The organism is Hallella bergensis DSM 17361, assembly GCF_000160535.1.
GTDB lineage: Bacteria > Bacteroidota > Bacteroidia > Bacteroidales > Bacteroidaceae > Prevotella > Prevotella bergensis.
In genome coordinates this window covers 172,103-197,978 of sequence record NZ_GG704780.1, presented here as the reverse complement: position 1 = coordinate 197,978, position 25,876 = coordinate 172,103, and the positions used below count along the sequence as shown (strand labels likewise).

16 protein-coding genes and 2 pseudogenes are annotated in these 25,876 nt (G+C 50.9%); 3 read left to right on the top strand and 15 right to left on the bottom strand.

Features of this window, described 5'->3' with window-relative positions; translation table 11 throughout:
* Positions 1–248: 248 nt before the first annotated feature.
* Positions 249–1,121, top strand: coding sequence for a sigma-70 family RNA polymerase sigma factor (locus HMPREF0645_RS00775; RefSeq protein WP_007172875.1), 873 nt, complete (start codon positions 249–251; stop codon positions 1,119–1,121).
* A 138-nt stretch (positions 1,122–1,259) separates the two neighbouring features.
* Here the strand turns inward: HMPREF0645_RS00775 and HMPREF0645_RS00770 are convergent, their stop codons facing one another.
* The 9 genes from HMPREF0645_RS00770 to HMPREF0645_RS00730 form a co-directional block, all read right to left on the bottom strand.
* Positions 1,260–1,544 (bottom strand): HU family DNA-binding protein, encoded by a 285-nt coding sequence (locus HMPREF0645_RS00770; RefSeq protein WP_007172874.1) that lies wholly within the window; start codon positions 1,542–1,544, stop codon positions 1,260–1,262.
* Positions 1,545–1,556: 12 nt separating this feature from the next.
* The gene (locus HMPREF0645_RS00765) at positions 1,557–4,421 is read right to left on the bottom strand and encodes a M16 family metallopeptidase (RefSeq protein ID WP_007172873.1); all 2,865 of its coding nucleotides are present in this window, start codon (positions 4,419–4,421) and stop codon (positions 1,557–1,559) included.
* Between the two features lie 61 nt (positions 4,422–4,482).
* Complete coding sequence (locus tag HMPREF0645_RS00760; RefSeq protein WP_007172872.1) at positions 4,483–5,793, bottom strand: thioredoxin family protein; 1,311 nt, start codon at positions 5,791–5,793, stop codon at positions 4,483–4,485.
* A gap of 105 nt (positions 5,794–5,898) precedes the next feature.
* Positions 5,899–6,363 carry a hypothetical protein gene (locus tag HMPREF0645_RS00755; RefSeq protein ID WP_007172871.1) on the bottom strand — a complete coding sequence of 155 codons (465 nt, stop codon included), beginning with the start codon at positions 6,361–6,363 and terminating at the stop codon, positions 5,899–5,901.
* A 2-nt stretch (positions 6,364–6,365) separates the two neighbouring features.
* Complete coding sequence (locus tag HMPREF0645_RS00750; protein ID WP_044123201.1) at positions 6,366–6,995, bottom strand: hypothetical protein; 630 nt, start codon at positions 6,993–6,995, stop codon at positions 6,366–6,368.
* A 32-nt stretch (positions 6,996–7,027) separates the two neighbouring features.
* Entirely contained in the window at positions 7,028–8,575 is a 1,548-nt protein-coding gene (locus HMPREF0645_RS00745; RefSeq protein WP_007172869.1) for a RagB/SusD family nutrient uptake outer membrane protein, read from the bottom strand.
* 6 nt (positions 8,576–8,581) lie between these two features.
* Positions 8,582–12,052: a SusC/RagA family TonB-linked outer membrane protein gene (locus HMPREF0645_RS00740; protein ID WP_044123200.1), complete on the bottom strand. Its 3,471-nt coding sequence runs from the start codon at positions 12,050–12,052 to the stop codon at positions 8,582–8,584.
* A gap of 175 nt (positions 12,053–12,227) precedes the next feature.
* Positions 12,228–16,412, bottom strand: coding sequence for a hybrid sensor histidine kinase/response regulator transcription factor (locus HMPREF0645_RS00735; protein WP_052300818.1), 4,185 nt, complete (start codon positions 16,410–16,412; stop codon positions 12,228–12,230).
* Positions 16,413–17,239: 827 nt separating this feature from the next.
* Complete coding sequence (locus HMPREF0645_RS00730) at positions 17,240–18,514, bottom strand: O-acetylhomoserine aminocarboxypropyltransferase/cysteine synthase family protein (RefSeq protein WP_007172864.1); 1,275 nt, start codon at positions 18,512–18,514, stop codon at positions 17,240–17,242.
* Between the two features lie 332 nt (positions 18,515–18,846).
* Between HMPREF0645_RS00730 and HMPREF0645_RS00725 the strand changes: the two genes are divergently transcribed.
* On the top strand, positions 18,847–19,845 hold the full coding sequence (locus HMPREF0645_RS00725; RefSeq protein ID WP_007172863.1) for an SEL1-like repeat protein: 999 nt from the start codon (positions 18,847–18,849) through the stop codon (positions 19,843–19,845).
* Between the two features lie 12 nt (positions 19,846–19,857).
* Here the strand turns inward: HMPREF0645_RS00725 and HMPREF0645_RS12925 are convergent, their stop codons facing one another.
* Complete coding sequence (locus HMPREF0645_RS12925; RefSeq protein WP_007172862.1) at positions 19,858–20,172, bottom strand: hypothetical protein; 315 nt, start codon at positions 20,170–20,172, stop codon at positions 19,858–19,860.
* 16 nt (positions 20,173–20,188) lie between these two features.
* A pseudogene (locus HMPREF0645_RS00715) lies at positions 20,189–20,353 on the bottom strand (glycoside hydrolase family 43 protein); the annotation flags it as partial.
* Between the two features lie 349 nt (positions 20,354–20,702).
* Here HMPREF0645_RS00715 and HMPREF0645_RS00710 point away from each other — a divergent pair.
* Positions 20,703–21,417: pseudogene (locus HMPREF0645_RS00710) on the top strand (SIMPL domain-containing protein).
* Here HMPREF0645_RS00710 and HMPREF0645_RS00705 read toward each other — a convergent pair.
* The 4 genes from HMPREF0645_RS00705 to HMPREF0645_RS00690 all read right to left on the bottom strand — a co-directional run bounded on the left by HMPREF0645_RS00705 (position 21,407) and on the right by HMPREF0645_RS00690 (position 25,727).
* Positions 21,407–22,462, bottom strand: a complete 1,056-nt coding sequence (locus HMPREF0645_RS00705; RefSeq protein ID WP_007172858.1) for a hypothetical protein — start codon at positions 22,460–22,462, stop codon at positions 21,407–21,409. The pseudogene HMPREF0645_RS00710 and the gene HMPREF0645_RS00705 sit on opposite strands and share 11 nt — an antisense overlap.
* A 9-nt stretch (positions 22,463–22,471) precedes the next feature.
* Positions 22,472–23,842 carry an MBOAT family O-acyltransferase gene (locus tag HMPREF0645_RS00700; protein ID WP_044123105.1) on the bottom strand — a complete coding sequence of 457 codons (1,371 nt, stop codon included), beginning with the start codon at positions 23,840–23,842 and terminating at the stop codon, positions 22,472–22,474.
* A 21-nt stretch (positions 23,843–23,863) separates the two neighbouring features.
* A complete protein-coding gene (locus HMPREF0645_RS00695; protein WP_007172855.1) occupies positions 23,864–24,109 on the bottom strand; it encodes an acyl carrier protein in 246 nt (81 codons plus the stop codon).
* A gap of 94 nt (positions 24,110–24,203) precedes the next feature.
* Positions 24,204–25,727, bottom strand: a complete 1,524-nt coding sequence (locus HMPREF0645_RS00690) for an amino acid adenylation domain-containing protein (RefSeq protein ID WP_007172854.1) — start codon at positions 25,725–25,727, stop codon at positions 24,204–24,206.
* Between the last annotated feature and the right edge of the window lie 149 nt (positions 25,728–25,876).

The window sequence follows — 25,876 nt, the reverse complement described above, 5'->3', positions numbered from 1 at the left end:
GGTTTTTTGATGTTAAAAAAGACTTCAAGATACGGAGGTATTAAATGTTTTTCATAACTTTGCAGTCCATTTTAGCCAGTCAGATTGGGCATTCAGGAATCATATAGGTATTAGTAGTAGGTGGAGTCCGCCTTGCTTCATGACAAAAATTCGGCGTGTTGTCGAAAACAAACCGTAGGCCAACGCCCGCATGCAGCAACGAGCAAGAGATTCCACTCCGAACACAAGTAATTTAGAAAGAGGAAGATATGCGTCAGCTAAAGATTCAGAAGAGTATTACGAACCGTTCCAGTGAAGCGCTGGACAGATATTTGGTGGAGATTGGTCGCGTGCCGATGATCACCGTTGATGAGGAAATCGAATTGGCCCAGGCCATCCGCAAGGGTGGAAAGGAGGGCGAACGCGCCAAGGAGAAGTTGGTGAAGGCCAACCTCCGCTTCGTCGTATCCGTGGCCAAGCAATACCAGCATCAGGGATTGGGGCTCACCGACCTTATCGACGAGGGGAATATCGGATTGGTGAAAGCAGCCGAGAAATTTGACGAGACGCGTGGCTTTAAGTTTATCTCCTACGCCGTGTGGTGGATTCGCCAGAGCATTCTGCAGGCCATTGCCGAGCAGAGCCGCATTGTGCGCCTGCCCCTGAACCAAGTGGGGGCGCTTTCGAAAATCAACGCGGAGATTTCGAAGTTTGAGCAGGAAAACCATCGGCCACCCTCTGTGCAGGAGCTTGCCCGACTCACCAATATTGAGGAAGCGAAAATCGAGCAAACCATGAAGGCCGACAATCACCACATGAGCATCGACGCCCCGTTTCAGGAGGACGACGACAACAGCATGGCCGACGTGCTCTCGTCGGGCGACGACAGCCGCGCCGACCGACAGGTAGACTATGAGAGTATGTCGAAGGAATTGGACACCGTGCTGTGCAACGTTCTGAAAGAGAGAGAAAGAACAATTGTTCGCGAGTGCTTCGGCATAGGCTGCCACGAGAAAGGACTTGAGGAAATTGGTGATCAATTGGGTCTGACACGTGAGCGTGTGCGCCAAATACGCGAGAAGAGCATTGTGAAGCTGCGCGAGAGCGGCCACGCCCAACTGCTCATCAAATATCTCGGATAACAACGCCGCACAAGCACGATGCGACGGCAAGGGCTGAAGGACGTCAGCCCTCCGACACACGGAAAACTACAAAGCGCAAGTCCTGCCGACACATTTCGGCAGGACTTGCGCTTTGTAGGTTCTTGTAGGAAACGGTGGTTAACTGTGCTTGCGAGAGTAAATGCTCAGATTGTCGGAAGCATTGAAGGCCACCTTTTCGCGGGCCGCAATGGTGATGCGCTCGCCTGTAGCGGGGTTGACACCCTGTCGCTCGGCCAGTTGCTTGATGAAGAAGCGACCGAAATCGGGAATGGCCACCTCGCGGTCGCCCTCACACAGGTTGTCGGCGATAATACCGAGCAGGGTGTTGACATATGTTGCGGCATTGGCCTTTGAAATTTCTGTCTTTGACGCGAGCGCGGCAATGAGTTGCGTTTTGTTCATTTTGTGTTTGCTTTATTTTGTTAAGTTAGAATCATGTGAAAACTGACCACGGGGCGGCAACGAGCGCACCACGATGTCGCGATGGCGGGCACCCTCGATCACCTTGTTGGCCACGGCTGAAACCTGCTCGGGAGTGAGATGCTCGTAGACGCTTGCCTCCGAGTTGTCGGCGAGGTTGGGCACCTGCCCTTGCTCGGCATACACGTTGAGGGCTCCCATCCAGAGCATGGGATCGGAGGGCATGGAGCCGGCGCCGGACGGAGTCATGTCGTCGACAGCCAACGGCACCAGCGCGGCTTTGAACTCGTCGCGGCTAAATTCTCCCGCGGCAATGCGCTTGAGTTGAGCTAAGGTCTCCTCCTTCGTGGGCAGTGCTTTGTCGCGCGAGGTGGAGAAATGCACGCTCAGCGTCACGCCTGCGGCGGGTCGCTCGGTATAATCGGCCTTGACACCCACGCTGTACACGGCGTGGTCGCGCTCGCGAAGCACAGAGAAAAGACGGTTCTCCAATAGGCTGCGCAATGTCTCGAGGGCCGCACGCTCCGTCTTGGAAAGGCTCACAGCATTGAGCCAAGTGAGTTCCACCTCACCGGCATCACCCTCCATATCGATGTCGAACACGCGTCTGATAAGTGGCTGGGGCGACGAGAAATCCAAGCCGCGCAACTGACGTGGCTGGCTGCCGGGCTGTCCGGGCAGTGCGGCGATGTATTGTTCCACAAGCCTGCGGGCCTCGGCCTCAGGTACGTCGCCCACCAAACAGAACTTGAACAACCCCGCGTTGCCGAAGCTGCGGTTGAAAAGCGGTAGCAAATCATCATAGTGCATGCCGTCGTAGAAGGTCAAGTCGTGTGTGGGATTGTCCGCCGACACGGGATAGAGCAACGCTTGTATGGAGTCTTGTACAGCCGCCATGCCCGTGGTGGCACGCGTGTCGTAGATGTATTTGGAGCGCGCTACATACTTGTTAAAGACGTCGCGGTCGAACCTCTGGTGAGTGAGTACCATATAGAGGTAGCCGAAAAAGTCGTCGGCATGGGTCACGGCTGTATTGCCCCCGATACCATCGCTTTCGTCGGCAAGCGATAAGCTGAGGTCGAAATCCTTGTCCTTAACCCACTGGTAGAGTTGGTTGCGGTTGTATCGGTCCACCCCACTCTGCATGACCAAGGCCTTCATGGCCGTATAGGAGGAGAGGTCGGCGGCATCGACGGCAGCCCGTCCGCCTGCAGCAGAGCCGGCGAAGAACAACCGACCGGAGCCATCGGCAACGCGTTTGTAGTAAACGGTGGCGCCATTGCTGAGCGTCCACTCCTCGGCGTCGAGCTCGGCAATCTTCTTGGCGTGCGTGATTTTGCCCGGGGTGGGCTTGGCCGCCAACACATGGGTGGGTGCCGGCTGGTCGGTCGTGGTGCGCAGGCGTGACGGCGAGGCGGCAGCGAGGGCATCGGTCACCTGGTGAGCCGACACGTTCATCTCGTCGGCCGAGCGCGAGTAGGTCACGAAAGCAAGGTTATCTCCATTCATCCACGAGCGCATCCATGCGTTCATGTCCTTGGCTTCAAGTTCGACCAAGTGTTCCATGGACCTGGCGATCTGCTCCCTGAAGGGTATGATGGGGTCGCCATTCAGAAAGTTTCGGCGGAAGAGGTCCATGAGATTGTCGGGCGTGCCCAGGTCGGCATCGTCGGCAAGCACTTGTTTCATGCCCCTGTACATATCTGTGCAAGCAGCATCAAACTCCTCATCCTGGAAACCTTTTTCACGGAGATCCTCACGCACGTCGGCCAACTGCTGCAACGCCGCAAGCTGCTGACCCTCGTAAGGCACCATGTCCCAAGCCAACTGCGAATAGCCGCGCGCCAACGACGACAGACTCACCGAGGCGGCAATGAACTGCTCTTGGCCGGCGTTGCGCAGCGCTGCGAAACGGCGTGGGACCAAACGGTTGAAGATTTGAGTGAACAGATGTTCGTCCACAGCACCTCCTTGAGCCTTCAGTTGTTGGGCCGACTTGCGCTCGTACAAACCGAACGACGGCGAGACATTGTCGGCATCGATGAAACGAGTGTAGCGCATGTCAGCGTTGTCGGCGATAAGACGCGCGTCGGCGTGCTGCGGAACTTTCTTGGCCGGCAACTTGCCGAACAGTTTCGTGACATCTTTTTCCACGGCATCAGGGTCGATGTCGCCAATGATGGCAATGTATTGCAGCGACGGGCGATACCATGTGTCGTAAAAACGCTGCACGTCCTTGGCTTTGAACGAGCGCAACCGCTCTTCCCCACCAATCACGTTGCGGTGGGCATACTTGGCATCGTTGTAGATAGCGGATGCTATGAAGTCGCTCATGCGATGATTCACGTCATTGCGCTGGCGCCACTCTTCCATGATAATGGCGCGTTCCTTGTCCACGTCTTGGGGCGTAATGCGCACGCCGTGACACCAGTCATAGAGCAGTTGCAACATACGACGGTTGAGTTGCTCATCATTGGCGGGCACATCGCGCACGGCGTATCGGGTGTCGTCCAGACCCGTGTAGGCCGAGAACGCGTTGAGACCATTGCCACGAAGAAATGTCATCACGCCCTCCGGAAAATGCTCGGTGGTGTTGAAAGCGAGGTGCTCCAACACGTGTGCCAACCCATTTTGCGCGTCATCCTCAAGGATCGCGCCAACGTTTTGGTACATATAATAATGCACGGAGCCAGGCGTTCCACCCCCATTGACGATGTAATAAGTAAGTCCGTTGGGCAGTTTACCCTGCCTGAGATTCATTTCCCGGGCCATGCCAACGGCGACATGGGCAATCGCCAAGCCCACCACGAGGAGGGTCTTGGCGATGAAAGCGTGAGATAGTGTTGAGTGATGAGTCATCGTGTGTTTATATTTTTAAGAATGTGGGCAACCAAGGCGGTCGCCCTGGGGTGTAGGTCGACTATTTCTCCAACAGCTCGAGCGCCGAGAGTTTGCGCTGGATGGTCATTTGTATGAGTGCCTGCGTGTCTTCCATGTTGGCCATTTGCAACGACTCGGCGTAGCCCTGGTTGTAGTATTCGCGCGCCTTGGCATACTCCTTGAGTTCACGGTGCGAGTCGCCAAGCATCACAAGATAGTTCACGCGGCTCATCACCGCCTTCTCGGCGTTGAGTGCGAGCTCCACCCACTTGATGGCCTGACGGTGCTGCTCGGGTGTGAGCTTAGAGCCCGCAGCATAGTAGAGCTGCTGTGCGGCTTTGCCGTAATCAGCTGACTGAACGTTGGTGCCCAACCTTTGGAACAGCGTGGTCATGGCCGTGACGTATTGCGGCACGTCCTTGCTTTTGTAAAGGTGGTAGATAGCGTCCGCATAGAGCTTCGCCCGGTCGTATGGTGAGATAGCATCTGTGCCCACCATGTCGTAGGCCGCCTTGTAGTCGGTACGCACTTTCTCCACTCGCTCCGCATACTTGGCATCGCCATCCTTGGCCATTTGCTCCATGAGGTCGTCGTTTCCCTCCACCACGTAGTAAGCAGCGGGTTTACCCACGGCCTTGACCCACGCGTCGAGGTTGGCGCTGATGAAGTCGATAATCTGGAGTTTGTCCTCACGCGAGCCGCCACCGAGGTTGTACATAATGAGGTAGTCGTCCTTGTTGATGAGCGCCGGACCCATCTTCGCGGCGATATACTTGTTGTAAATCTTGGTGATGCGGGTTATCCATTTCTCGGCTTCCATGCCCTCTTGAGCCGCGAGGAAGGTGGGAGCCTTGAGCAATAAGCGTCGCTGCGTGTTGAGGTTCGTGTCGTCGGCCTTGTACTGGTCGTACAACTGCTCGAAGCCCTCGGCTTCGCCGGCTGCTATACGAGCCGCCTCCATGAGCGACGCAGCGTCCATGGCACCCACGGTGATGGATATAGCCTTACCATCGGACTTGAGGAAGCCAAGTGTCGGAAAAGCCTGTATGTTGTATTGTTTGGCCACATCATCAGCCTTTTCTGCGTCCACCTGCACCGACACGAAACGTTCGTTAAAGTAATCGCCCACCGAGTCGATGGTGAATACCTGCTTAGCCATGCGCTTGCACGGCACACACCACACGGCGTAAAAGTCTACAAAAACGGGCTTATTCTGTTTTTGTGCCTCGGCCAAAGCCTCCTTCAAGGTGCCATCGAAGAATTTAATACCCTTGCCGGCGGTCTGTGCCCTACCCGTTTGCGCCACGATCACCATGGCGAAAAGGAGTAAATATTTGATCGTTCTGTTCATTGTCTTGTCAATCTTAAGTTTACTAATCTGCTATTTCAAGCGTTCTCACTGTCACGAAACAACGCGAATTTTTGAATTTGTGAATTGTAAATTGTGAATTTTGAATTAAAACTCCGTTTCTGCCACCACGAAAGTGAAGACGTCTTGGAGTATGGCCTCGTGGTCTTCGTTGCTCACACGTATCGTGAGCGTGTACTTGCCATCAGGTAATTGAGCCGCACCTTTTTGGAACAGCTGTATCAATCCACCCTGAATAACTACCAGTCCATCTTTCGCGATGGCATTGAACGCCTCGGCACTACCGCCGTCTGAAGCCTTGACGCTGACATACGAATAGTTGATAGGAGCCGTACCCGACACGCCCTGAATGCGCGTGGAGGTCCATGGCGAACCGTTGATGGCACGCTCCGACATGGGGTCAATAGAGCGATAAACATAGACCGTATCGGGGCTGAACGAGGCGTCGGCCGTCTTGAGATAGCCCACGTCCATGCGGTGGCAGGCCGTCAGCGCGAGGGTTAAGGCGAGCAGAGCCACGCCAAGGAAAGTTTTGATATTCTTGTTGTTCATCTTTAAAAGTCTTTAAGCGTGAAGTTATAATCCAAGGAGTGTACCACCCCGGTGAGCGTCTTGATGTTGGACGAGGCCACCTGTGTGGTCTTCGTGGTCAACGGCGACACAATGAAGATGGCCACCGGGCCGGCCTCGGGTACACCATTATAAGAAGTCCTGAAGTTGTAAACCCACAATGACTTGCCCGATGCCATCTGGTACATTTTGCCACCGGTGCCTATCACCTTGTCAGCATCGGCCGACGGGCGTCCCGGCACGAAATCATCGAGCATGGTGCGCTGTGGCAACACGCAGTCCAGCAGCATCTCGCGACACTCGTCGACGGGTATATCGCTCACCCTCGTGAGTCCATTGGCCAAGAGATAACGCCTGATGCTGTGGTTGGTGGGGCCAAAAAAGGTGATGTTTTTGCCATATTCCGACGTGCCCTCGAACACTGCGCGCAGGTTCGCATGGTCTATCATCACCCGCGTGGAATCCCAGTTGTAAGGGTCGAGCTTGAGGTAATCCCACATGGTGGTTTGGTGGTCGCCGTTGGCAATGCCCGTGTCCACCAGGTTATAATCGGTGCAACCCACTCCCGTGAGGGTGAGCGCGGCCACCGCAATGGCTGTCCATATCTTTTTCATACGTTTACTTTTCATTTTGTGATTGCCGTTTTTTACATGTATTGCACCCAATAGGGCTTTTGCCTGATAACAGTGTTCGTCACCCTTCCGTTCGAATCTTTGTAGGCACCTTCGGGCACGGGTAGTGTCAAAGCGCCGCCACGGATGTCTTGCGGAGTAAGCGTGGTGAACTTGCCTTGCAGCTCAGACGCTACGTAATTGTTGCGCACGATATCGAAATAGCGTGCATCGGTCTCGTATATAAACTCTTTTTCGCGCTCATGAAATATGGACTTGCGCAAGTCCTCGGTATCTCTCGCAGCAGGATAAGCCTCAGCTCCGGCCCTGTGGCGTATGACGTTCAGGTCGGCTATGGCAGCCGCGTCGCGACCCATCTTGGCGTTGCACTCGGCACGTAGCAAATAGAAATCAGCCAATCGCCAGTATGTGTAGTTGCAATTAACCGACCGGAAGCTCTTGCCGCTTGGCGCATACTGGTCGGCAATGTACAAGGCTGTACGGTATTTGTGCATCAGCGCGTAGTCCACACCGTCCACCTCATGCAGCTCGTCGATATTGTAGAAGTAGGCCTCGCGCCGCATGTCACCCTTGTCGTACATCTCATCCACGGTGGATTTGTGCAGGCGATAGGTGGTATTGAAAGTCATGTCGCCCAAATTCTGCGTCTCGTCCAACGGCCAACTGCGGTAGTTCATGGCCACAAGGTTGGGCGTGCTGGAGAAATTGGAGCGTGTAGCGTCGAACGCACATGAAAAAATTTCCTCCGTATTGGGCTGCCCTGGGTTGGAGAGCGCCTCACACAACTCCTCCGGTGAAGAGCAGAGGGCGTAAGCTCCCACCTTGCCATCAATGAGCATGGTGGCGTATTCCACAGCCTTGGCATAGTCGGCCTTGGCATCGCCCTTCAGGTTATACAGTTCGATCACACTGCCGCGCCACGCATACAGGTGAGCCAACAAGGCCGCGCAAGAGCCTTTTGAGGCAAACTGCCGGTTGGTGATGGGCTGCCCGTTGATGTCTGTGAGTTTGTCGTAAGTAGGCAAAAGTTCCAAACCCTTGCGTGCGTGGGCTATGGCTTGGTCGAGCACGTCTATCTGTGGTGTACATCCGTATGCCTTGATTGTTTTGGAATCAACGGTCAGCGGCACGTCGCCATAGCGTTGCACAAGCGTGAGATAGCATATTCCAAGTGCGAACTCAGCTTGCCCTTGGTGAAAGGCGCGCCGCCCTTCGGTCAGGCCTTGGGTGCGGCCAATGTTGTCGAGAAGTAAGTTAGCCTCAAAAATGGTGCTGTAAAGGTCGGCCCAGTCTTGGCCGGTCTTGACAGTGTTGGGATTCCATTGACGTGTCTGGTCGCCAAAACTCATCTCGTCAAGCTTGAGTCCAGCAGCGCAAAAGGCATTGTCATCGGATATAGCCTTGTTGAGAAAATAGTGTATAGACGAGGTGGTCGCGTTGAGCTCCCGCTCGGTGTCGAACGAGTTGGCATACGTGAGGCTGTTCTCGGGCTTGAGGTCCAAGTCGCAAGCCGACAGCGCGAGGGTGAGCGCCACAGAGTATATATATATAAGGTGTTTCATATTTGTTTAGAATTTGAGTTTTACGCCGAGTGTTACCTTGCGGTTCAAGGGGTATTGATCGCCCGTGTCCTTACCCGTATAGGGGTTCACGATCTCCGGATCCAGCCCCGAGTAGTTGGTCAGCAAGAACAGGTTCTCACCCGACACGTAGAGGTTCACGCCCTTGACGAAGAGCTTTTTAGTCCATTTTTCAGGAACATTATAGCCCAACACCACTTGCTTGAGCCGCAAGAAGCTCACGCGTTCGATATTCGAGTCGATGTTGCCATCATACTGTCCGAGGTAGCTGTCGTCGGCAAATTCCATGGAAGGATAGTCGGTCTTATCGCCGGGTTGCTTCCAGAAAGTGTACTTATGATAGTCGTTCATAATCACACCGAAGTTCTTATTCAGGGCAAAGGCGCTGCCCTTGACCATGTTCATCATCTTGCGGTCTATCATGTAGTTGAACAGCACGTCGAGCGTCAAGCCCTTCCATGTCAAGCGGCTGTTCACGCCTCCATAGGCGGCGGGCAACGTACTGCCGGCATAATACACGTCGTCGTTGTCTATACGGCCGTCCATATTCTGGTCCTTGATTTTGCGACCGCCCACCCGCAGGGGATTATTCTCCGAAATAAAGTAGAGCGGTGTGCGCTTGCCTTGCTGATTATAATAATAAGGTATCTGCTCCTCGCGCTGCACGATACCCTCATCCTTGAAGGTGTAGATGCCGTACACTGGTCGGCCGAGCACCTTATCGGAGAGATCTTCGCCATTGAACGACTTGCGGAAGAGGTTGTGGTTGCGGCTGAGATTGAAGCCCAACGTCCAGCGCAGGTCATCGCGACGAATGACATCGGCCGACACCTCAAGCTCTATACCCTCGTTGGAAATGGCCGAGGCATTGCTCCATATCTTATTGGCAAAGAAGAAATTGCCAGGCAACGAGGTCTGCATGAGCAGTGCGTCGGAGTATTTGTAATAGTAGTCGAGCTTGATGTTCAGCCTATAATCAAACAGTTGCAAGTCCAATCCCAAGTCGTACTGGTCGCTCTTTTCCCACGTGAGCTTGTTGTTGGCCAAGTATTCGGGCACAAGGCCGAGGTTTCCGAGGAAGGTGTTGGCCTCTGACATGATACCCAGTGCGAGATAGGCTTCTTGGAACTTCTGTCCCGACCGACCCCACGATGCACGCAACTTACCGAAGCTGAGCCACCAAAGCGGTTTCATGAATGGTTCCTCGCTGAAAGCCCATCCCAACCCCACGGAGGGGAAAGTGCCCCACCTGACATCACTGCCAAACACCGACGAGCCGTCGGTACGGATGGAGAATTCGCTGAGGTAGCGCTTCTTGTAGTTGTAGGCCACGCGTCCAAGGAAGCTACTCATAGCCTGCTCCTCCTTGTTGGTGAGCAGCCTTTGCAGTGCCTCTATGGTGCCATACTCGTTGGTGCGCAACTGCGGCCAGCCCTCACCGGCGTATTTGATACGGTTGGTGGGACCGCCCTTGGCCTCGCCGCCCAACGATTGCAGCAAGTCACGGTTATAAGTGAAACCGCCGAGTAGCTCCACGTTGTGTTGCTTGGCTATGTCAAACTTGTAAGTGAGCAGGTTCTCGGTTTGCAGGTTAGTCATCATCACGTTGTTGGCATTGACGTTGCTGAGCCGGTCATAGGTGAGATAGTCGGGGGTAAAGGTGTATGCCCGCGTGGCATAGTGGTCAATGGAGAACGACGTGGAGAAGCGCAAGCCCTTCACAATGTCATAGTTCAGGCCCACGGCGGCGCGGATGTTGTAGTTTGAGTTTTGCCTGTCCACATCGCGCAGGTTTCTCACGGCCTGTTCCTCGGCCACCGATCCCTTGCCCGGCATGAGCGTATTGGTATTCTTAGGGTCGAACGTCAGTCCCTGCACTCTACCCATGTCGGCAGCGTTTTGGTTGGCATAAGCCATGTTGAGCCTGACATAAGCATCTACCTTGGGCGTGAGCTTGGCATCAAGATTCGACAGCAAACTCAAACGTCTAAAACTGGAACTAATCATAATGCCCCGCTCGTCGTACACCCCGGCGTTTACCATATAACGCACGTTGTCGGTTCCACCGGTAATCTGTGCGTCGGCCTTGGTGATGCGTCCCACGCGGAAGGCATAATCCCACCAGTTGGTGCGGTTGTTGTAAAACGTGTTGAGCGAGTCCTGCACCACACCGGGCAGACGACTCTCGTTTTCCAACACTTTACCATTGCGCCAGAAATAATCGTATGCCCCATCGTTGTTCACGTCCCATCCCCACGTGTCGTTATAACCCTTGGGCATCACCGTGCGGCCTTCCATCCAATCATAATGACCGGTGCGCTGGCTCTTAGCCAAAAGCGCAGCAAAGTCGCGCTCGCCCTTTCCCATAATCTGCGTTGGCGTGGCGGGCAGCCACGAAAGCGTCTGCGAGACGTTCACATTGAACTCGGCTCGGCCACTCTTGCCTTTCTTGGTCGTAATCAGCACCACGCCATTGGAGGCTCGAGAGCCATATAGCGAGGCCGAGGCTGCGTCTTTGAGCACCTCCACCGACTCGATGCTCGAGGGGTCGAGACCTGCCAAGGTGTTGATACCACCAGTGTTCGTGCCCGACGTAGCCACCACGGGCACACCGTCGATGACAAACAGCGGTGTGCCGTCGTTCACGCCCTGCTGGTTGAGCGAGCTGAAACCACGTATGGTGATTTGTGACCCACCACCACCAGGCGTACCCGAGAGGTTGCTCACACCCACTCCAGCCATGCGACCTTGCAATAAGGTCTCAAGCGACGGGTTGGGCACGTTTTGTAATTGGTCGGCCTTCATGGACGACACAGCACCCACCATCTCGCGCGTGTTGCGCTTTCCATAGGCAATGACCTGCACCTCGCCGACGGCTTGCACCGACGTGTGCATAGCAATGTCGAGGGGTTGTCCCACCGTGAAAGGCACGGCCTTAGTTTCGTAGCCCACGCAGGTGGCCGTAATGGTACCGTTGTCGCGGTCTACCTTCAGCGTGAATTTGCCATCCACGTCGGTCACCACGCCAATATTAGTTCCCTTGATTTGCAGCGTGGCAAAGGGCACCGGCTCGCCGTTATTATCCTTGACCACACCCGTCAACTCTCGGGCATCGTCTTTTTTGACGTCCTCCATGCGGTAAACGCGCAGCACATTGTCCTCAACGCTATATGCGAAGGGTGTGTGACTGAGCAACTGTTGCGCCGCTTGCACGGCCGTCACGTTATCAAACGATACCGTGAGCGTGGTGGGATAGTTTTTCACCTCGTCGGTATAGCTCACCGTGTAGCCGCCCTGCTGACCGATAAAGTCGAGTATGGCGGGCACGCTCTTGTCCTTGAACGAGACCGAGAAATGATGGTCAGGAGTCTGAGCCGACGCTCCCGGCGAGCCAACGCACACCAACGCCACTATCATCAAAACCGTCAAGAGCACACTGCTCACGGTACGTCTTACCATGATCAAATTTTGCAAAAAGATGCTGAAACGAATGTTGTTCATGCGTAAAAAGATTCTTACAACGTTAAAATGTTCAATAAAGTTGCAAAATTAATACATTTTGTAACAAAATAATTATAAATCCTCAGTTTTAACATTTTAAAGTCGTGAAACATTCAAGATCCCTGTGCAAGCTTTAGTCAGCCTTGTCCCGGTATTCGGAGGGCATGCATCCAAACCGTTTCTTGAAACTTGTTGCAAAATAAGAGGGCGAACTGAACCCTACCCTATAGCTGATTTCAGATATACTGAGCTTTCCTTCCTTGATCAAGCTGCACGCCTTGTTGAATCTTATTCGTTTCACGAAGTCGTTGGCCGATTCGCCCGTGAGTGCTTTCAACTTGAGATGCAGGTTCGAACGACTCATGAGCATCTCGCGTGCAAACATCTCTGTGGAGAAGTCTGAATTTGATATATTCTTGTTCACCACGTTAACGGCCTGTGTGAGCAAGTCCTCATCCATCTTGTTATTGGCAATTTCCTTGGGAACGACCTGCTGCGTGTGTGTATAGTGGGCAATGGCTGCCTCGCGTATGCGCAAGGTATTGCGTATCTTGGCCTTCAGAATGGAGATGGAGAAAGGTTTGGTGATATAGTCATCGGCACCGATGAGCAGGCCGTCCAACTGTTCACGTGTCTCCACCTTGGCCGAAAGAATGATGACGGGGATGTGACAGGTCTGTATGTGTCGCTTGATGCGCTTGCAAAGCTCAAACCCATCCATCTCGGGCATCATCACATCGGTCAATACCAAGCTGATGGTTTCGGCGTCTAATTTCTCCATGGCTTCCTTGCCGTTGCTTGCTTCCACGACATGATATTGATCGCACAATGCATCCACAAGATAACGGCGGATGTCTGTGTTGTCTTCAACAATCAGCAGCGTGGCACTGCCCGCAGCAGGTGCCTCTTCGGAAAGCTCTGCATCTTCGGCGTCCGCCCCTGCCTCGAAGATATCAACATTTGGCGAACTGACAGCATAAGGTTTTACCTTGTTGTCTTCGGCGATTTCGCCCGGTTGATAGGCTCCTTGGTCGTCGGGCAACCAGACTGAGAACGTGGCACCCTTGCCCTGACTGCTGTCCAACGTGATTTCACCATGGTGCATGGTTACCAAGCGCTTGACAAGCGACAGTCCGATTCCACTACCCGTATGCATGGAATTCACTTGAAAGAAGCGCTCGAACACCTTGTCCTGCAAGTCTTCAGGTATTCCTTCACCGGTATCCGAAACCTGTAAAAAGGTTCGTCTCTTGCCAAACTTATCGTCTTCCTGTCCTATCCTAACATCGATGCGCTGACCGGCGTGCGTATATTTGAACGCATTGGACAACAAGTTGTTGAGTATCGTTTCAATGTAGGCAGGGTCGCACAGTACCTCCTTGCCCTGCAAGGTGGATGTGAGTTTGTAATCAATTTTATTCTTCACGGCCAACTTTTCGAAAAGAGAAAACACCCTTTCGACGATTTCGTGCAAGTTGACATGGGTCACCTGCAACTTAAAGACCCCAAGCTCGGCTCGCCTGTAATCCATCAACTGGTTGACTAAGTACAACAGTTTGTTCACATTGCGCCCGATAATGGTCAGCTGTTTCTGACTCCAAGAGTCGTCTGTGCGATCTTCGAGATCCTGAAGTGGCGAACAGATCAGCGTGAGCGGTGTGCGCAATTCATGAGAAACGTCGATGAAGAAACGCTGCTTCATCTCGTTCACCTCTTGTATGCGCTGCTTCTCCCGACGCTCTTGTGCCAGTTGCATCTTGTCGATTTTCCGACTCAACACATACCTGAACACCAGTAGGGCCAAGCCGACAATGAGAAGCAGGAACAGCGTGCGCGCCCACCAAGTCTTGTACCATACGGGCAACACCACAATCTCAAGTGTTGTGGGTGTCTTATCCCATTTGCCATCATTGTTGGCCGTCTTCACCTTAAATATATATTTGCCATGAGGCAACCGAGAGTAGCTCACCGTGCGGTTCTTGTTCGTCAAATGCCACTTGTCGTCGTAGCCCTCCAACATATAGGCAAAGGTATTGTGCTGGCCCGCAATGTAGTTGGGCACCACAAAGCTCAGTGAGAACATCGACTGACTGTGCGACAGCTCGATACGACGGGTATAGGCAATCTGTCGGCTGAGTATGCCGGTGTCGTCTTCAGGGTAGACAACGTTGTTGAACAGCCTTAGCTCCGTGATGATAGCCTTCGGCGTATAGGGATTGTCCGAGAGCAGATCCGGACTGAACACAGTGATGCCGTTCACACCCCCGAAAAGCATGCGCCCATCGCTGGTTTTGCAAAAGGCCTGTGGGGTGAAGCGGTTGTTCTGTATACCGTCCTCGTAGGTGTAGCTCCGGACTTCCTCGCTCCCAGCGTGCAGGCGACATAAGCCATAGCCGGTGCTGAACCATATGTTATCGGCATTGTCTTGCAGCATGCCATAAACTATATTGCTCGACAGACCGTTGGCCACCGTATAGCGATGGGTTGTCCATGTTTTGGGATTTACCTTGAACACGCCCTGGCGCGTACCTATCCATATATGTCCATCCTTGCTTGGTGCCATGCAGAGAATGAACGCGCGAGCCAATGCATGGGCTTTTTTTGAGGGAAAGAGTTGTCGCAGTTTCTTGCCCTGCCTACTGTAAATCAGCAGACCGCCTTCTGTTCCAACCCACAGACGATGACGGTCATCGCGATAGATCACGCGTGTTTTTTTCTGTTCTGCCGTCAGCCTGCCCGACAGCAGGGGAATCGAACTGATTTGGCGTGTCTGCTTATCGTAGTGTTTCAATCCGGTGAGGGTGCCCAACAATAATCCCCCACCCCGTCGATCGGGCAAAATGGCATAGATGCTGTTGGCATCGGCCACGTCGTCCGGCGAGAGAATGGTTTCAACCCGTTGGCTACCCGGGCGCATGATGCCAAGGCCACCCAGTTGCGAACCGATGTAGGCCACGCCGGTTGCCGGGTCTGTGTATATCGCCTTGATGTCGTTGGACAGTAAACCATTTTCCGTGGTGACATGCTCATAGCGTTTTCGTGTTGCCTGATAGATATTGATGCCCCCGTTGGTTCCAATCCACAAGTTGTGCCGGCTGTCTTCCACAATGCATCCGATGACATTGTTGTTCAGGGAATTTTGCCCGGGTATGGTTCGGATATTGCTAAACTTGTTCTTGACGGGATGATAATAATTAAGGCCCCCGAAATAGGTTCCAATCCACATTCCTCCCTGTCGGTCGGGATATATACACCGCACCGATGCCTGCGAAAGGCTACTCGGATCGAGCGTGTTGCTCTTGTGGGCCGTCATCGCGTCGTATCTGTCCATGATATTCAGTCCCTCGACGGTGCCAATCCACAGCTGACGGTTCGAATCGAAAGCCAATGAGCGCACATAGTCTGAGCACAACGGCGAGTTGGCCTTGGTGTAGCGTTTGAGCGATCTGGTCTTCAAGTCAAATAGATAAAGTCCTCCGCCTTCTGTCGCCACCCACAACCTGTCGCCGCGGGCAATCATGGTCTGAATCTTCCTGCCATGCAGTTCGTGGGTCATGACGGGTACAACCTTGCGACTTTTGATTGCATACAAGAAAATCCCCTCGCTGTTGCCCAGCACAACGTCGGATCCGTGCTTGCAGATTGCGGTGATGTTTTGATACGACGACAACCGGCTGCATTGTCCACTGTTAGTATCAAACATCCACAATCTACCCTCGGAACAGATCAACAAACGGCTCTTATCCAAGGGTAGGATATGATCCACGGGAGTCTTCTCACCAATATGAAAATTCTTGAAGCGGTCGTAGTCTGCATCGTAGTAGGTCAGCGTTTTGTCGGTTCCTATCCAGAGCCTACCCTGACGGTCGCAAACCACCATCTTGATCACGTCACTGCCAATGGAATGTTTGTCTGCGCTGTTGTTGCGGTAGATCTTGAACTCATAGCCATCAAAACGGTTCAGTCCGTCGTTGGTGGCTATCCACATGAACCCTTGTTTGTCTTGGGTAATGTCAAAAACGGTTGCCCGCGACATGCCCTCTTCCATACCGATGTGCGAGAACTCCAACCGCGGGTTGGCAGCCCCATGGACGGCAGAGAGCAATAGAAGCAACAACAAGATGCCAATTCTCCCAGCATGAGCCATATCGTGACCCTGGAGGGTTAGCGCGTTGATAAGAAGTTTATGGGATATCGAGTTTGACATGAACATAACGACCGGTGAATCGATTTGAGTATTATAGGCTTTCATCTCCTGTCCGAGCCTGACGGGCGTGTGCACGCACAGACATACAAGGACGGAAAGTTTTCCAATCACGATTGCAAAAATACAAATACTTGATTAACTAAACAATAAAATACACAGAAATAAGTGTTCGTCGAGAATGGCCTACCTCTTTTTATCTGTTTTTTCTGGATTGTGGAAAGGATAGAGATATCATCAAAGCAAAAAACACGAGTTATGACAAAATGGCACAATCTTTCCTATAACTGTCAAAGAAAACGGCATTATTTTTGACACAAATCAAAAACGACCGCCTTTTTACAAGATTGTGACCCCATTGTAACGTCCAAATCAAACTTTAGCCTTATCTTTGCAACAGCTTTAGAGAAAGCAAATAAATTTAGGATAACATGGGAGTACACACGACTCCTGATTTAAAAGAAAGAAAAATTATGGTAACATTAATGATTATGCTGGCTATCACAGTAGCCGTTGCTTCACAGTACGTGAACAGTGACAACAATTTGAGCATGGGCAAATAAGTGCCCATTTGCATGGAGAAAGAAGTTAACAAGAAGAATTTAAACGTGAAAGAGTTATGAAAGAAATTAAGAAAACAATTCAAAAAGTATTCAGGAAAATCATCAAGAATTATCAGGAATGCATGTCCCAATATGGTGAAGCCCTGCTCAGAGGCGGCTCATACGGATGCGCATAACATCACATAAATCATTCAAGCAACCTCCCCAAGATATCTTCGTAAGAGTATCTTGGGGAGGTTTTCGTTTATATCGGATTTCCTTCCATCGGTAAAGACGGATATAGGACGGCAACCCGATACACAATATTTCATCTCAATTCAGACAAGCAGGATATGCAGCGGCCTGCGACAGACCGCGCACACCTGCACATCTTAGACTTTACTTGATGGCATCCAGAGCCTGCCGGATGTCGTCGATGATATCCTCGGCGGCCTCGATGCCCACCGAGAACCTGATAAGATCCGGCGCGATACCGGCTTCCCGCAACTGCTCGTCCGAAAGCTGACGGTGCGTATGGCTTGCCGGATGAAGCACACAAGAGCGGGCATCGGCCACGTGGGTCACAATGTTCACCAATTTCAGGGCATCCATAAACTTAATGGCTGTATTGCGATCGCCCTTCAGTCCAAAGGCAAGCACCCCGCACGAACCGTTAGGCAGGTATTTAGTGGCCAATTCGTGGTTCTTGTTGTCCTCCAATCCACTGTAGTTCACCCATGCCACGCGGTCGTCATCGTGCAGAAACTCTGCCACGGCCTGGGCGTTCTTGCAATGCTGCGGCATGCGCAGATGAAGAGTCTCAAGCCCCAGGTTCAGCAAGAACGAGTTCTGCGGGGCAGGGATGGAACCCAGGTCGCGCATGAGCTGAGCCACCAATTTGGTTATATAGCACATCTTGCCAAAGGCCTTGGTGTAAGTCAGACCGTGGTAAGAATCGTCGGGCGTGCAGAGTCCGGGGAATTTATCGGCGTGCTTCTCCCAGTCAAAATGGCCACTATCCACAATCACGCCGCCCACCTGAGTGGCGTGCCCGTCCATATATTTGGTTGTGGAGTGAGTCACAATGTCGCATCCCCATTCGAACGGACGACAGTTGATCGGGGTGGCGAACGTGTTGTCAATGATCAGCGGAACGCCGTTGCGATGGGCCACGGCGGCAAACTTCTCGATATCCAGCACATTGCATCCCGGATTGCTGATGGTCTCACCAAACATCACCTTGGTGTTAGGGCGGAAGGCCTTTTGAAGTTCCTCTTCCGAAGCTTCGGGATTGACAAAGGTGCAGTCAATGCCCAGTTTTCTCATCGTAACGTTGAACAAGTTGTAGGTGCCACCATAGATTTCGGTCGAGGCAACCACATGCCCGCCAGCCTCACAGATGTTGAACACGGCATAGAAGTTGGCAGCCTGACCACTCGAAGTCAGCATGGCTCCCACTCCACCTTCCAAGGCACATATTTTTTTGGCCACCGCATCATTGGTTGGATTCTGCAAGCGCGAGTAGAAATAGCCCTCCTTCTTCAAATCGAAAAGCATGGCCATCTCCTCGCTGTTGTCGTATTTAAAAGTTGTACTCTGAATAATCGGCAATACGCGCGGTTCGCCATTCTTTGGCGCCCAGCCTCCCTGAACACATAATGTCTCTCTTTTCATAACTGTAATTTTATTAATTCGTTTATCGAAGGACAAAATAACTAAAAAAATCGTAGAAATACAAGAGATTGTACTGAAAATCCAACATATACTAACAAATAATCACAATGTGGGTAAGGTCTGTCAATAAAGCCTTGGAAGATTTTAGGCTCATTGACGAAGACAAGTTTCTTCATGTGTAACGTTTTAATGTTATAATAACGGTGCCTCGGGCATCGCCTTGACGGTATGCACAAAATCAATCAAAATTTTCCGATTTGTATATGGTTGATACTATTATATTCCTCTTTTTTACTATTTTTGTGCATTAATCAATATCAAATGGGAGTTGTATGAAACTGAAATACATGTTTTTGTCTTTGGCGATGATGCTTGGCTCGGTGTTGCATGCACAGAATTTTCATTTGCCATTGAAAGATACACTCACCGTTGAGGCACTCGAAGCCGAAAGCGGAATGACGCTCGACTCCGTGCGTTTCTATGCCAACGAAGGTTCACCTGATGCCCAGTTTTACATGGGCTACTATTACACGCTGAGCAAAGAGCGAAATGCGACACTGGCCCGTAAGTGGTATTCGATGGCTGCGGAGCAAGGACATCCCGAAGCTGCTTTTAATCTTGGTCTGATGTATCGGGACGGGGACGGTGTTATCCGAGACACCAAGAAGGCCTTTGCCTATTTTCATCAAAGTGCAGAGACTGGCTTACCGTTGGCCATGTGCAATGTGGCACTGGCATACAACAGCGGTATAGGAGTGGAGCAAAACAACGATTCGGCATTCTGTTGGGCAAGCCGTGGAGCGGATGCCGGCGACGCACAGTCGATGTATACAGTAGCCCTGCTGTATTACCAAGGTCTTGGGACAAAGGTCGACAAGGAGGAAGCCACTCGCTGGGCCTACCGTTCGGCCAAGGCGGGCTCGGCTGACGGCATGGCGCTCATGGCTACCTTGCTGATGGAAGGCGAAACTGTAGAACAGAATGTTGACAAGGCTTACGAATGGATTGTAAAAGCCGACAGCCTCGGATCAGCCGATGCAGGGGAAATGAAAGAAATGATTGAGAAATACATGAAGTTGGAACAGCCTTTCCGGAAATACGGGCTCACGCTGAAAAAATACATGGCACTCCCCGATGCAGAGTTTCTGAAAGTGACCGAACAGATGGCCAATGATGGCGTTGCCGAAGCACAATACAACTTGGCGAGCATATATTATGGTGGTCACCGGGGCATCAAGAAGGATTTCAAAAAGGCTCGTTACTGGTATCGGGAAGCTGCCAAGAACGGCTTTGAGCATGCCCAAGAGACGCTCAATGAGCTGGGCTGGTAAGCTTGTTGGAGCTCATATATACTCTATCTTCATTTCCTCGCTCACCCGAAACTCCTGTTCGCCGTACCCGTCGGGTCGGTAAACAATGTTCAGTCCCTGATAGTCGCACGGCACTTTCAGGCTGACATGATTCTCACACATATATTCCCACATGGGTGCCCCGAAATCATAGGAAGCCCCACTCAGCACAAGCTGTGTGCCGATGGGGTCGAAATGCCAGAATCCCCCACCCATACAACTGTCGCCACGCTGCAGCAAATCCTTGTGCATCATGACGTTGCCGATACGCATAATCCCCCTCCGGGTGATGATAAACTTCTGTGCCATTGGTCTAAAGCGGATTCTAATCCACTACGAGTTTGTCGCCACTCAAGTCAACTTTGAACAAATGTGGAATGCGAACATAACGCCCTTTAACCGACTTGTGGCTGTGCACACTCATCAACAACTGCCCGTCAAAATCGCGGAACAGCATGCCATGCCCGAAGTTGGGCGGTGTGATGGGCTGCAGTTCACCACTCTCGGGCTCCCAGCCTCCCTGAACACATAACGTCTCACTTTTCATAACTGTATTTTTAACAATGCGTTTATCGAAGGACAAAATAACCTTAATTCCGCAACACTATTATAAATTAAACTTCTTAAGTACCTGAGCAACAAAAAGTTGCTCAGGATTTTGCCATGTCAGAATTTTCACTTATCTTAGTGTTGCAAAAAAGAGAATCCGACGATAGACATGGCGAAGATACAAATTAAATCTGAGAGACTCACTCCTTTGGGGGGATTATTTTCGGGTCATGGAGCAATTTGACTTGCACAATTAAGTCTATATTTGTGGTGAACAAAATAGACGAACTATGGAAAGGAATGTTGATTTGAACAAGCTTGGCAGTGCACTTATCCTAGCTTTGGGAGTGATCATCTTAGGATTATGTATCAAGGCTGGTATAGACGGTTTTGCCAATAAAGATAGAAAGGTGGAGGTAAAAAGGACTGGCAGAACGAGAGATTCCTGCTGATAAAGTGACATGGTCCATTGTGTCGAAGGAGCTGGGAGATGATTTGGAATTGCTGTATGAAGCCAATGCGCTGAAGCAAAATAAGATCAAGCAGTTTTTGCTCAGTCAGGGCATACTGGCAAGTGAAATTACGGCCAATGAACCTAATGTCGTGGATTTAAAGGCAGAGCAATATAGTAAGCAAAAGGGTTATCGCTATAATATCACGTCTATAATTACCGTGACTTCCAAGCAGGTGGACAAAGTGAGAGCCTTTATTGCCCGACAAGGTGAACTGCTCAGGCGAGGTGTGGCTATCATAAATGGTGGTTACGAAAATCCGGTGACCTATGATCTGGAGGGCTTTGCATCACTAAAACCTAAGATCATGGAAGAGGCCATAGCCAATGCGGAGAAGACTGCTGCGCAGTTTGCTAAGAATAGTCATAGCACGCTTGACAAGATCATAACCGCGGATCAGGGACTGTTTAGCATTGATAATCGTGACACCAACACACCTTGTATTAAGAAGGTGCGTGTGGTGACAACGATCACATACTCGCTCAAAGATTAGAGAGAACAGCCTTTCTAGGTGTCTCTTTAGTCTTGTCGATACCTGTGTACAACTGGCGGAGCATCTCTTTGCCAACCTCAATGCGGTAGTGTGCGGGGTCGTAATAGTGGTGATAGTCGGTGTATTGCAGGTGGGCTGAATCTGAAAAATCGAGAACTTTTGTCTGCCCAAAGATCTTGTACAACATTGCAACGTCCGTGGGATTGATAGCCCTGCGTTGAAAATCGGGCCCGATCACCACTCGTACATCGGTGTGGTGACGGTCGCAGATGTCTTTGATTTTGCGTAGGCAATGGAGGTGCTTGGTGCCCATGGCAATATCTCGTGTGGTAAACTGGGGTTGGTTTTGACGAGCAGCAAGCCAGTCGGGTGTTTGCCAGAATTTCTCTTTTTGAGTTGCTATGATCTTTTCCGCCGGGAGAATAGCATCGTTTGATAGCCGTGTGCGCTGGCAGGAATCCTTGTTGATCACCCCATTCATGTTAGGCTGATATTGTTGTGTCCACTGGAATGTCAGATATTTGCTCAGGAAGTCGTAGCTTAAAAATCCCTGAAGAAACGACAGTTGATAGCTCATATAGCTTTTGCCACTCACTTCTGGAGGTACGATGTGGTTGAGCCCTTGCTCGTTTTCAGCATGTGCCAGTAGGCCGTAGTCGGCAACAATCAATAGGTGCTTAATGGTCTGATGGGGCTGCTTGTCCAGGGCTTCCAGTTTGAGCAACACGTCTCCGAGGCGTTCGTTATTGCCAAAAAAACGAAAGGGTGTACCGTTTATATATTGTTTCCAGTCGGTGGTGTTAAACGCTTTAGTGCATGATGATCCCATGATAAAGCTGTCATAATGGGCGTGTGCTCTCTGTTGTTTGTATTTGATCCAGCCCACAGCACCTTCGCTAAGACATATCTTGGAATGGTCATAGTCGGTATATGAGCGTATGACCATAAAGGGATCCTTGATGATATAATAGGCTATGAGCAATAGAAAAGGAAAGGATAACAAGATTACTTTCAGATAGAAAGTCTGTATATTTTTGTGTTTCATGCCGGTCTTTTAGAATTGAATGTATATAAAATTCTCTACTCCGAACGCGCCGAAGAAGAAGATCGTGATGACAAAGGTGACGTAACAAAGCCAGCGTAGAACGGTTGGCAATTCTTCCAGTCGGCTGATCAGTGATCGGCGGGCATGGATCCATTCTATGAAAAAGAGTGTGATGACTGCTATTCCGAATACGATCCAATAATGATCGGACATGCCCAACCGTAGCTCTTTGATGCTGATTTGGAATCCATCGAAGAGATGCGCATAGACATAACACACGTCGTAGATGTCTTCAAGACGGAAGAAAAGTAGTGAGAGCGCGAAAAGGAGATAGGTTCGTACCATCATAATCTTGTCGTAATATCTTTTGCCAATCAGTGTTTGTACGTACTCGTGTTGACGCTCTGTCATCTTCTCATAGATGATCACCAGACCCTGAAAAAGACCGTATGCAGCAAAGGCCCAGCCTGCTCCATGCCATACGCCAATGACGACAAAGGTGGTGATGAGCGAGAAATAGATACCCTTTTTGCCGTATCGACGCAAGGATGTGGATAGGGGCATGAAGACATAGTCACGTACCCAGAACGAAAGTGACTGATGCCACCGACGCCATAGTTGGCCTGTGGAGGTAGAACAAAAAGGACGGTCAAAGTTGGGTGACAGCTTAAATCCGAACATCCGCCCTAAACCTATAGCCATGAGCGTGTAGCCTGCGAAATCGGCATAGAGCTGGATGGGGTAAAGGAGGGTGGCGACAAGCAATTGGGCTCCGGTAGATTGGTGCACATCCGCAAAGACGATGTCTAATGACGGGGCGATACGATCTGCGATGACGAGCTTCATAAAGATACCTCCGCCCAGTGTCAGCAAGCCACGTACCACTTCTTCATACAGGAAAGGATGTGGTTTGTGTAGCTGTGGCAGTAGGTCATAGCCCCGCTCGATCGGGCCGGAGAGAAACTTCATGAAGAGCATCATATAGAGCAAGAAAGCCATGAGGTCGTCTTCTGGCTCTTCCTCCCAATAGATGTCGATGAGATAAGCCAGTGCCTGGAAGGTGTAAAAGGAGATGCCTAAAGGGAAGATCGGACTCCAATAACGTGCAGCCAGCCATATACCTACCAAGCCGACTATGCCTCCCCATAGGATATAGGTGGCACGTGGGGTGGAGAGATGTCGGTGGAGCAGGAGTCCCGTATAATAGGTCAACAACGTAATACCAATCGCAAAGAGCAGATAGACTATATGATAATAGCCTATGAAACAGATGCTGGCCACCAAGAGACAGACGCGTTGGTGTGTCCGGTTGGTGCGCAGATAATAGAGTAAAAAGGTTACTACGAGGCAAATAACGAAGGGAATAGATATAAATTCCATGTGAAATGAGACGAGTGCCCGTTAGGGATTTACCTTATTATATATGGTGTCGCAGAGGTCTCCGACGTTTTTCATCTTCATGATCTCACGCATTTTGAAGTGTATGCCAAAAGTCTTTTCCGATTGGTCCAGGAGTGATAGATTGGCCATGGAGTCCCATCCGTCAATGTTTTGTGCCGAACTGTCTTCCTGTAGTTGAATCCCTGGCTGTTTCAACACCTCTGCAAAAATGGTGTTGAGTGCTTGCATGATTTCTTCTTTGGTCATTTTTGAAAGTTTTTATTAATGTTATTTTATATCGTGTGGTATGACGGTTTAATCCGTATCGGTGTTAGAATGAGTATGGATTTTCTATCTGATTTTAAGCCTTTGTGAGCAGCTGTCTGATGGCTTTCCGATCTATTTTGTTATTGACATTGAGCGGAAATGTGGGTATGAAATGGATGCTTTGTGGCAGCATATAGCTTGGAAGCAGACGCTTGAGATGTTGTGTCAGCAGGTCGGCCGATCCGTCTTCTTCATGCTCTACTGCCAATATGATACTGTGATTTCCTCTGTCATCAGCGATGGGGATGGCGACCACGGAGCGTTGGTCTTCATATATCTGGCGTGCTACACATTCTATTTCGCTAAGTTCTATGCGATAACCTTGTATCTTGATCTGCGCATCCATTCGACCATAATAGCTGATATCGCCCTCTTCATCCATGCTGCACACGTCGCCTGTGTGGTAGTAGCGTGTGCCTTGGTGTATGAAAAAGGTAGATTTGTTTTTCTCTTCGTCGTTCCAATAGCCGGGCGTCAATTGATCTCCGGCCAGACACAGTTCGCCTTTTTCACCGGAAGGCACTGGTTGGAGCTGATCATTCACCACTATAATTTGTGTTCCCGGCATGGCGTGCCCAATGCATACGATACCATTGCTTTGCTTGTTGCCTCCATTGGTATTGACCATATAGTCGGTGCAATAGATGGTATTCTCGGTGGGGCCATACACATTGTGTATCTCTGCACGAGGTACACAATGGCTCCATGCCAGTGTATCGTCAAGCGGCAAGGCTTCACCACAGAAGAGAGAAAGACGCATTTCTGGTATATCGAGTTCATCCATATAGGGGCGCAGATAGTGAATCATGGATGGAACCATAAGGGTGAAGGTGAGATGATGGTCGTCAAGCAGTTGGAATACTGCCTGATATTTGATGCAATCGTTTCCTACGGTGTAGACACAGGCACCTCCTAACAGTGGCATGAGATATGATTGTACAGACAGGTCAAAGGTGAGATCAAACATCTGAAGGCACCGGTCATTCTGGTTGAGCGTAAATCCTAGTTGATGGAAAGCCGAAACGAAGGCTGCCAGATTGCCTCGTGATATGGTGACACCTTTAGGATGTCCTGTGCTGCCTGATGTAAAAAGGATGTATGCCAACTCTGCGTCACCGCATGATAGGGCCGGACGCTGCATAATGGATGTCAGATCAGAGGAGGGTATAACCTGTACGGAGGGGATCGCTGCGTAGCGTGATTGGGCTGATGAGTCGAGAATGGTGGTGATTCCAACCTGCTCTATGATGTTCAGGCAGCGTTCCATAGGCTGGTGTGGATGTAGGGGAACGTAGTATTTTCCCTCCGACCACAATGCTATGATGGCGGCATAGGTCTGTATGTCATCATGGGCCACAAGACCAATGCCCAGTGTCTGGATCTCTTTTAATGCTTCCCTGATGCCGTTAACGTGTCTGCCCAGTTCTGCATAAGTATAAAACTTATCATTGATAAAGAATGAATGACGGTCTGCATCTGTCTCAATGCGCTGGTTCAGTGTGTTGATAACGGTAGCTGTGAAGCTGTCATGCGTGTGCGTTGATGGTATGCAATTCATTGTATATGGTTTCAAATGGTATAGCCTCGATGCCCTTTTGTTTCTTGCAGCGAAGGCTATGTTATCTGACAGTAACGTTCCTTAAATCCGCAACACTATTATAAATTAAACTTTTTAAGTACCTGAGCAATAAAAAGTTCTTGCTTTGG

Coding starts and splice junctions, on each gene's coding strand:
- HMPREF0645_RS00740 (WP_044123200.1), bottom strand. CDS start 12,052: ATGGTAAGACGTACCGTGAGCAGTGTGCTCTTGACGGTTTTGATGATA.
- HMPREF0645_RS00705 (WP_007172858.1), bottom strand. CDS start 22,462: ATGAAACACAAAAATATACAGACTTTCTATCTGAAAGTAATCTTGTTA.
- HMPREF0645_RS00775 (WP_007172875.1), top strand. CDS start 249: ATGCGTCAGCTAAAGATTCAGAAGAGTATTACGAACCGTTCCAGTGAA.
- HMPREF0645_RS00730 (WP_007172864.1), bottom strand. CDS start 18,514: ATGAAAAGAGAGACATTATGTGTTCAGGGAGGCTGGGCGCCAAAGAAT.
- HMPREF0645_RS00695 (WP_007172855.1), bottom strand. CDS start 24,109: ATGACCAAAGAAGAAATCATGCAAGCACTCAACACCATTTTTGCAGAG.
- HMPREF0645_RS00755 (WP_007172871.1), bottom strand. CDS start 6,363: ATGAACAACAAGAATATCAAAACTTTCCTTGGCGTGGCTCTGCTCGCC.
- HMPREF0645_RS12925 (WP_007172862.1), bottom strand. CDS start 20,172: ATGGCACAGAAGTTTATCATCACCCGGAGGGGGATTATGCGTATCGGC.
- HMPREF0645_RS00750 (WP_044123201.1), bottom strand. CDS start 6,995: ATGAAAAAGATATGGACAGCCATTGCGGTGGCCGCGCTCACCCTCACG.
- HMPREF0645_RS00760 (WP_007172872.1), bottom strand. CDS start 5,793: ATGAACAGAACGATCAAATATTTACTCCTTTTCGCCATGGTGATCGTG.
- HMPREF0645_RS00725 (WP_007172863.1), top strand. CDS start 18,847: ATGAAACTGAAATACATGTTTTTGTCTTTGGCGATGATGCTTGGCTCG.
- HMPREF0645_RS00700 (WP_044123105.1), bottom strand. CDS start 23,842: ATGGAATTTATATCTATTCCCTTCGTTATTTGCCTCGTAGTAACCTTT.
- HMPREF0645_RS00765 (WP_007172873.1), bottom strand. CDS start 4,421: ATGACTCATCACTCAACACTATCTCACGCTTTCATCGCCAAGACCCTC.
- HMPREF0645_RS00690 (WP_007172854.1), bottom strand. CDS start 25,727: ATGAATTGCATACCATCAACGCACACGCATGACAGCTTCACAGCTACC.
- HMPREF0645_RS00745 (WP_007172869.1), bottom strand. CDS start 8,575: ATGAAACACCTTATATATATATACTCTGTGGCGCTCACCCTCGCGCTG.
- HMPREF0645_RS00770 (WP_007172874.1), bottom strand. CDS start 1,544: ATGAACAAAACGCAACTCATTGCCGCGCTCGCGTCAAAGACAGAAATT.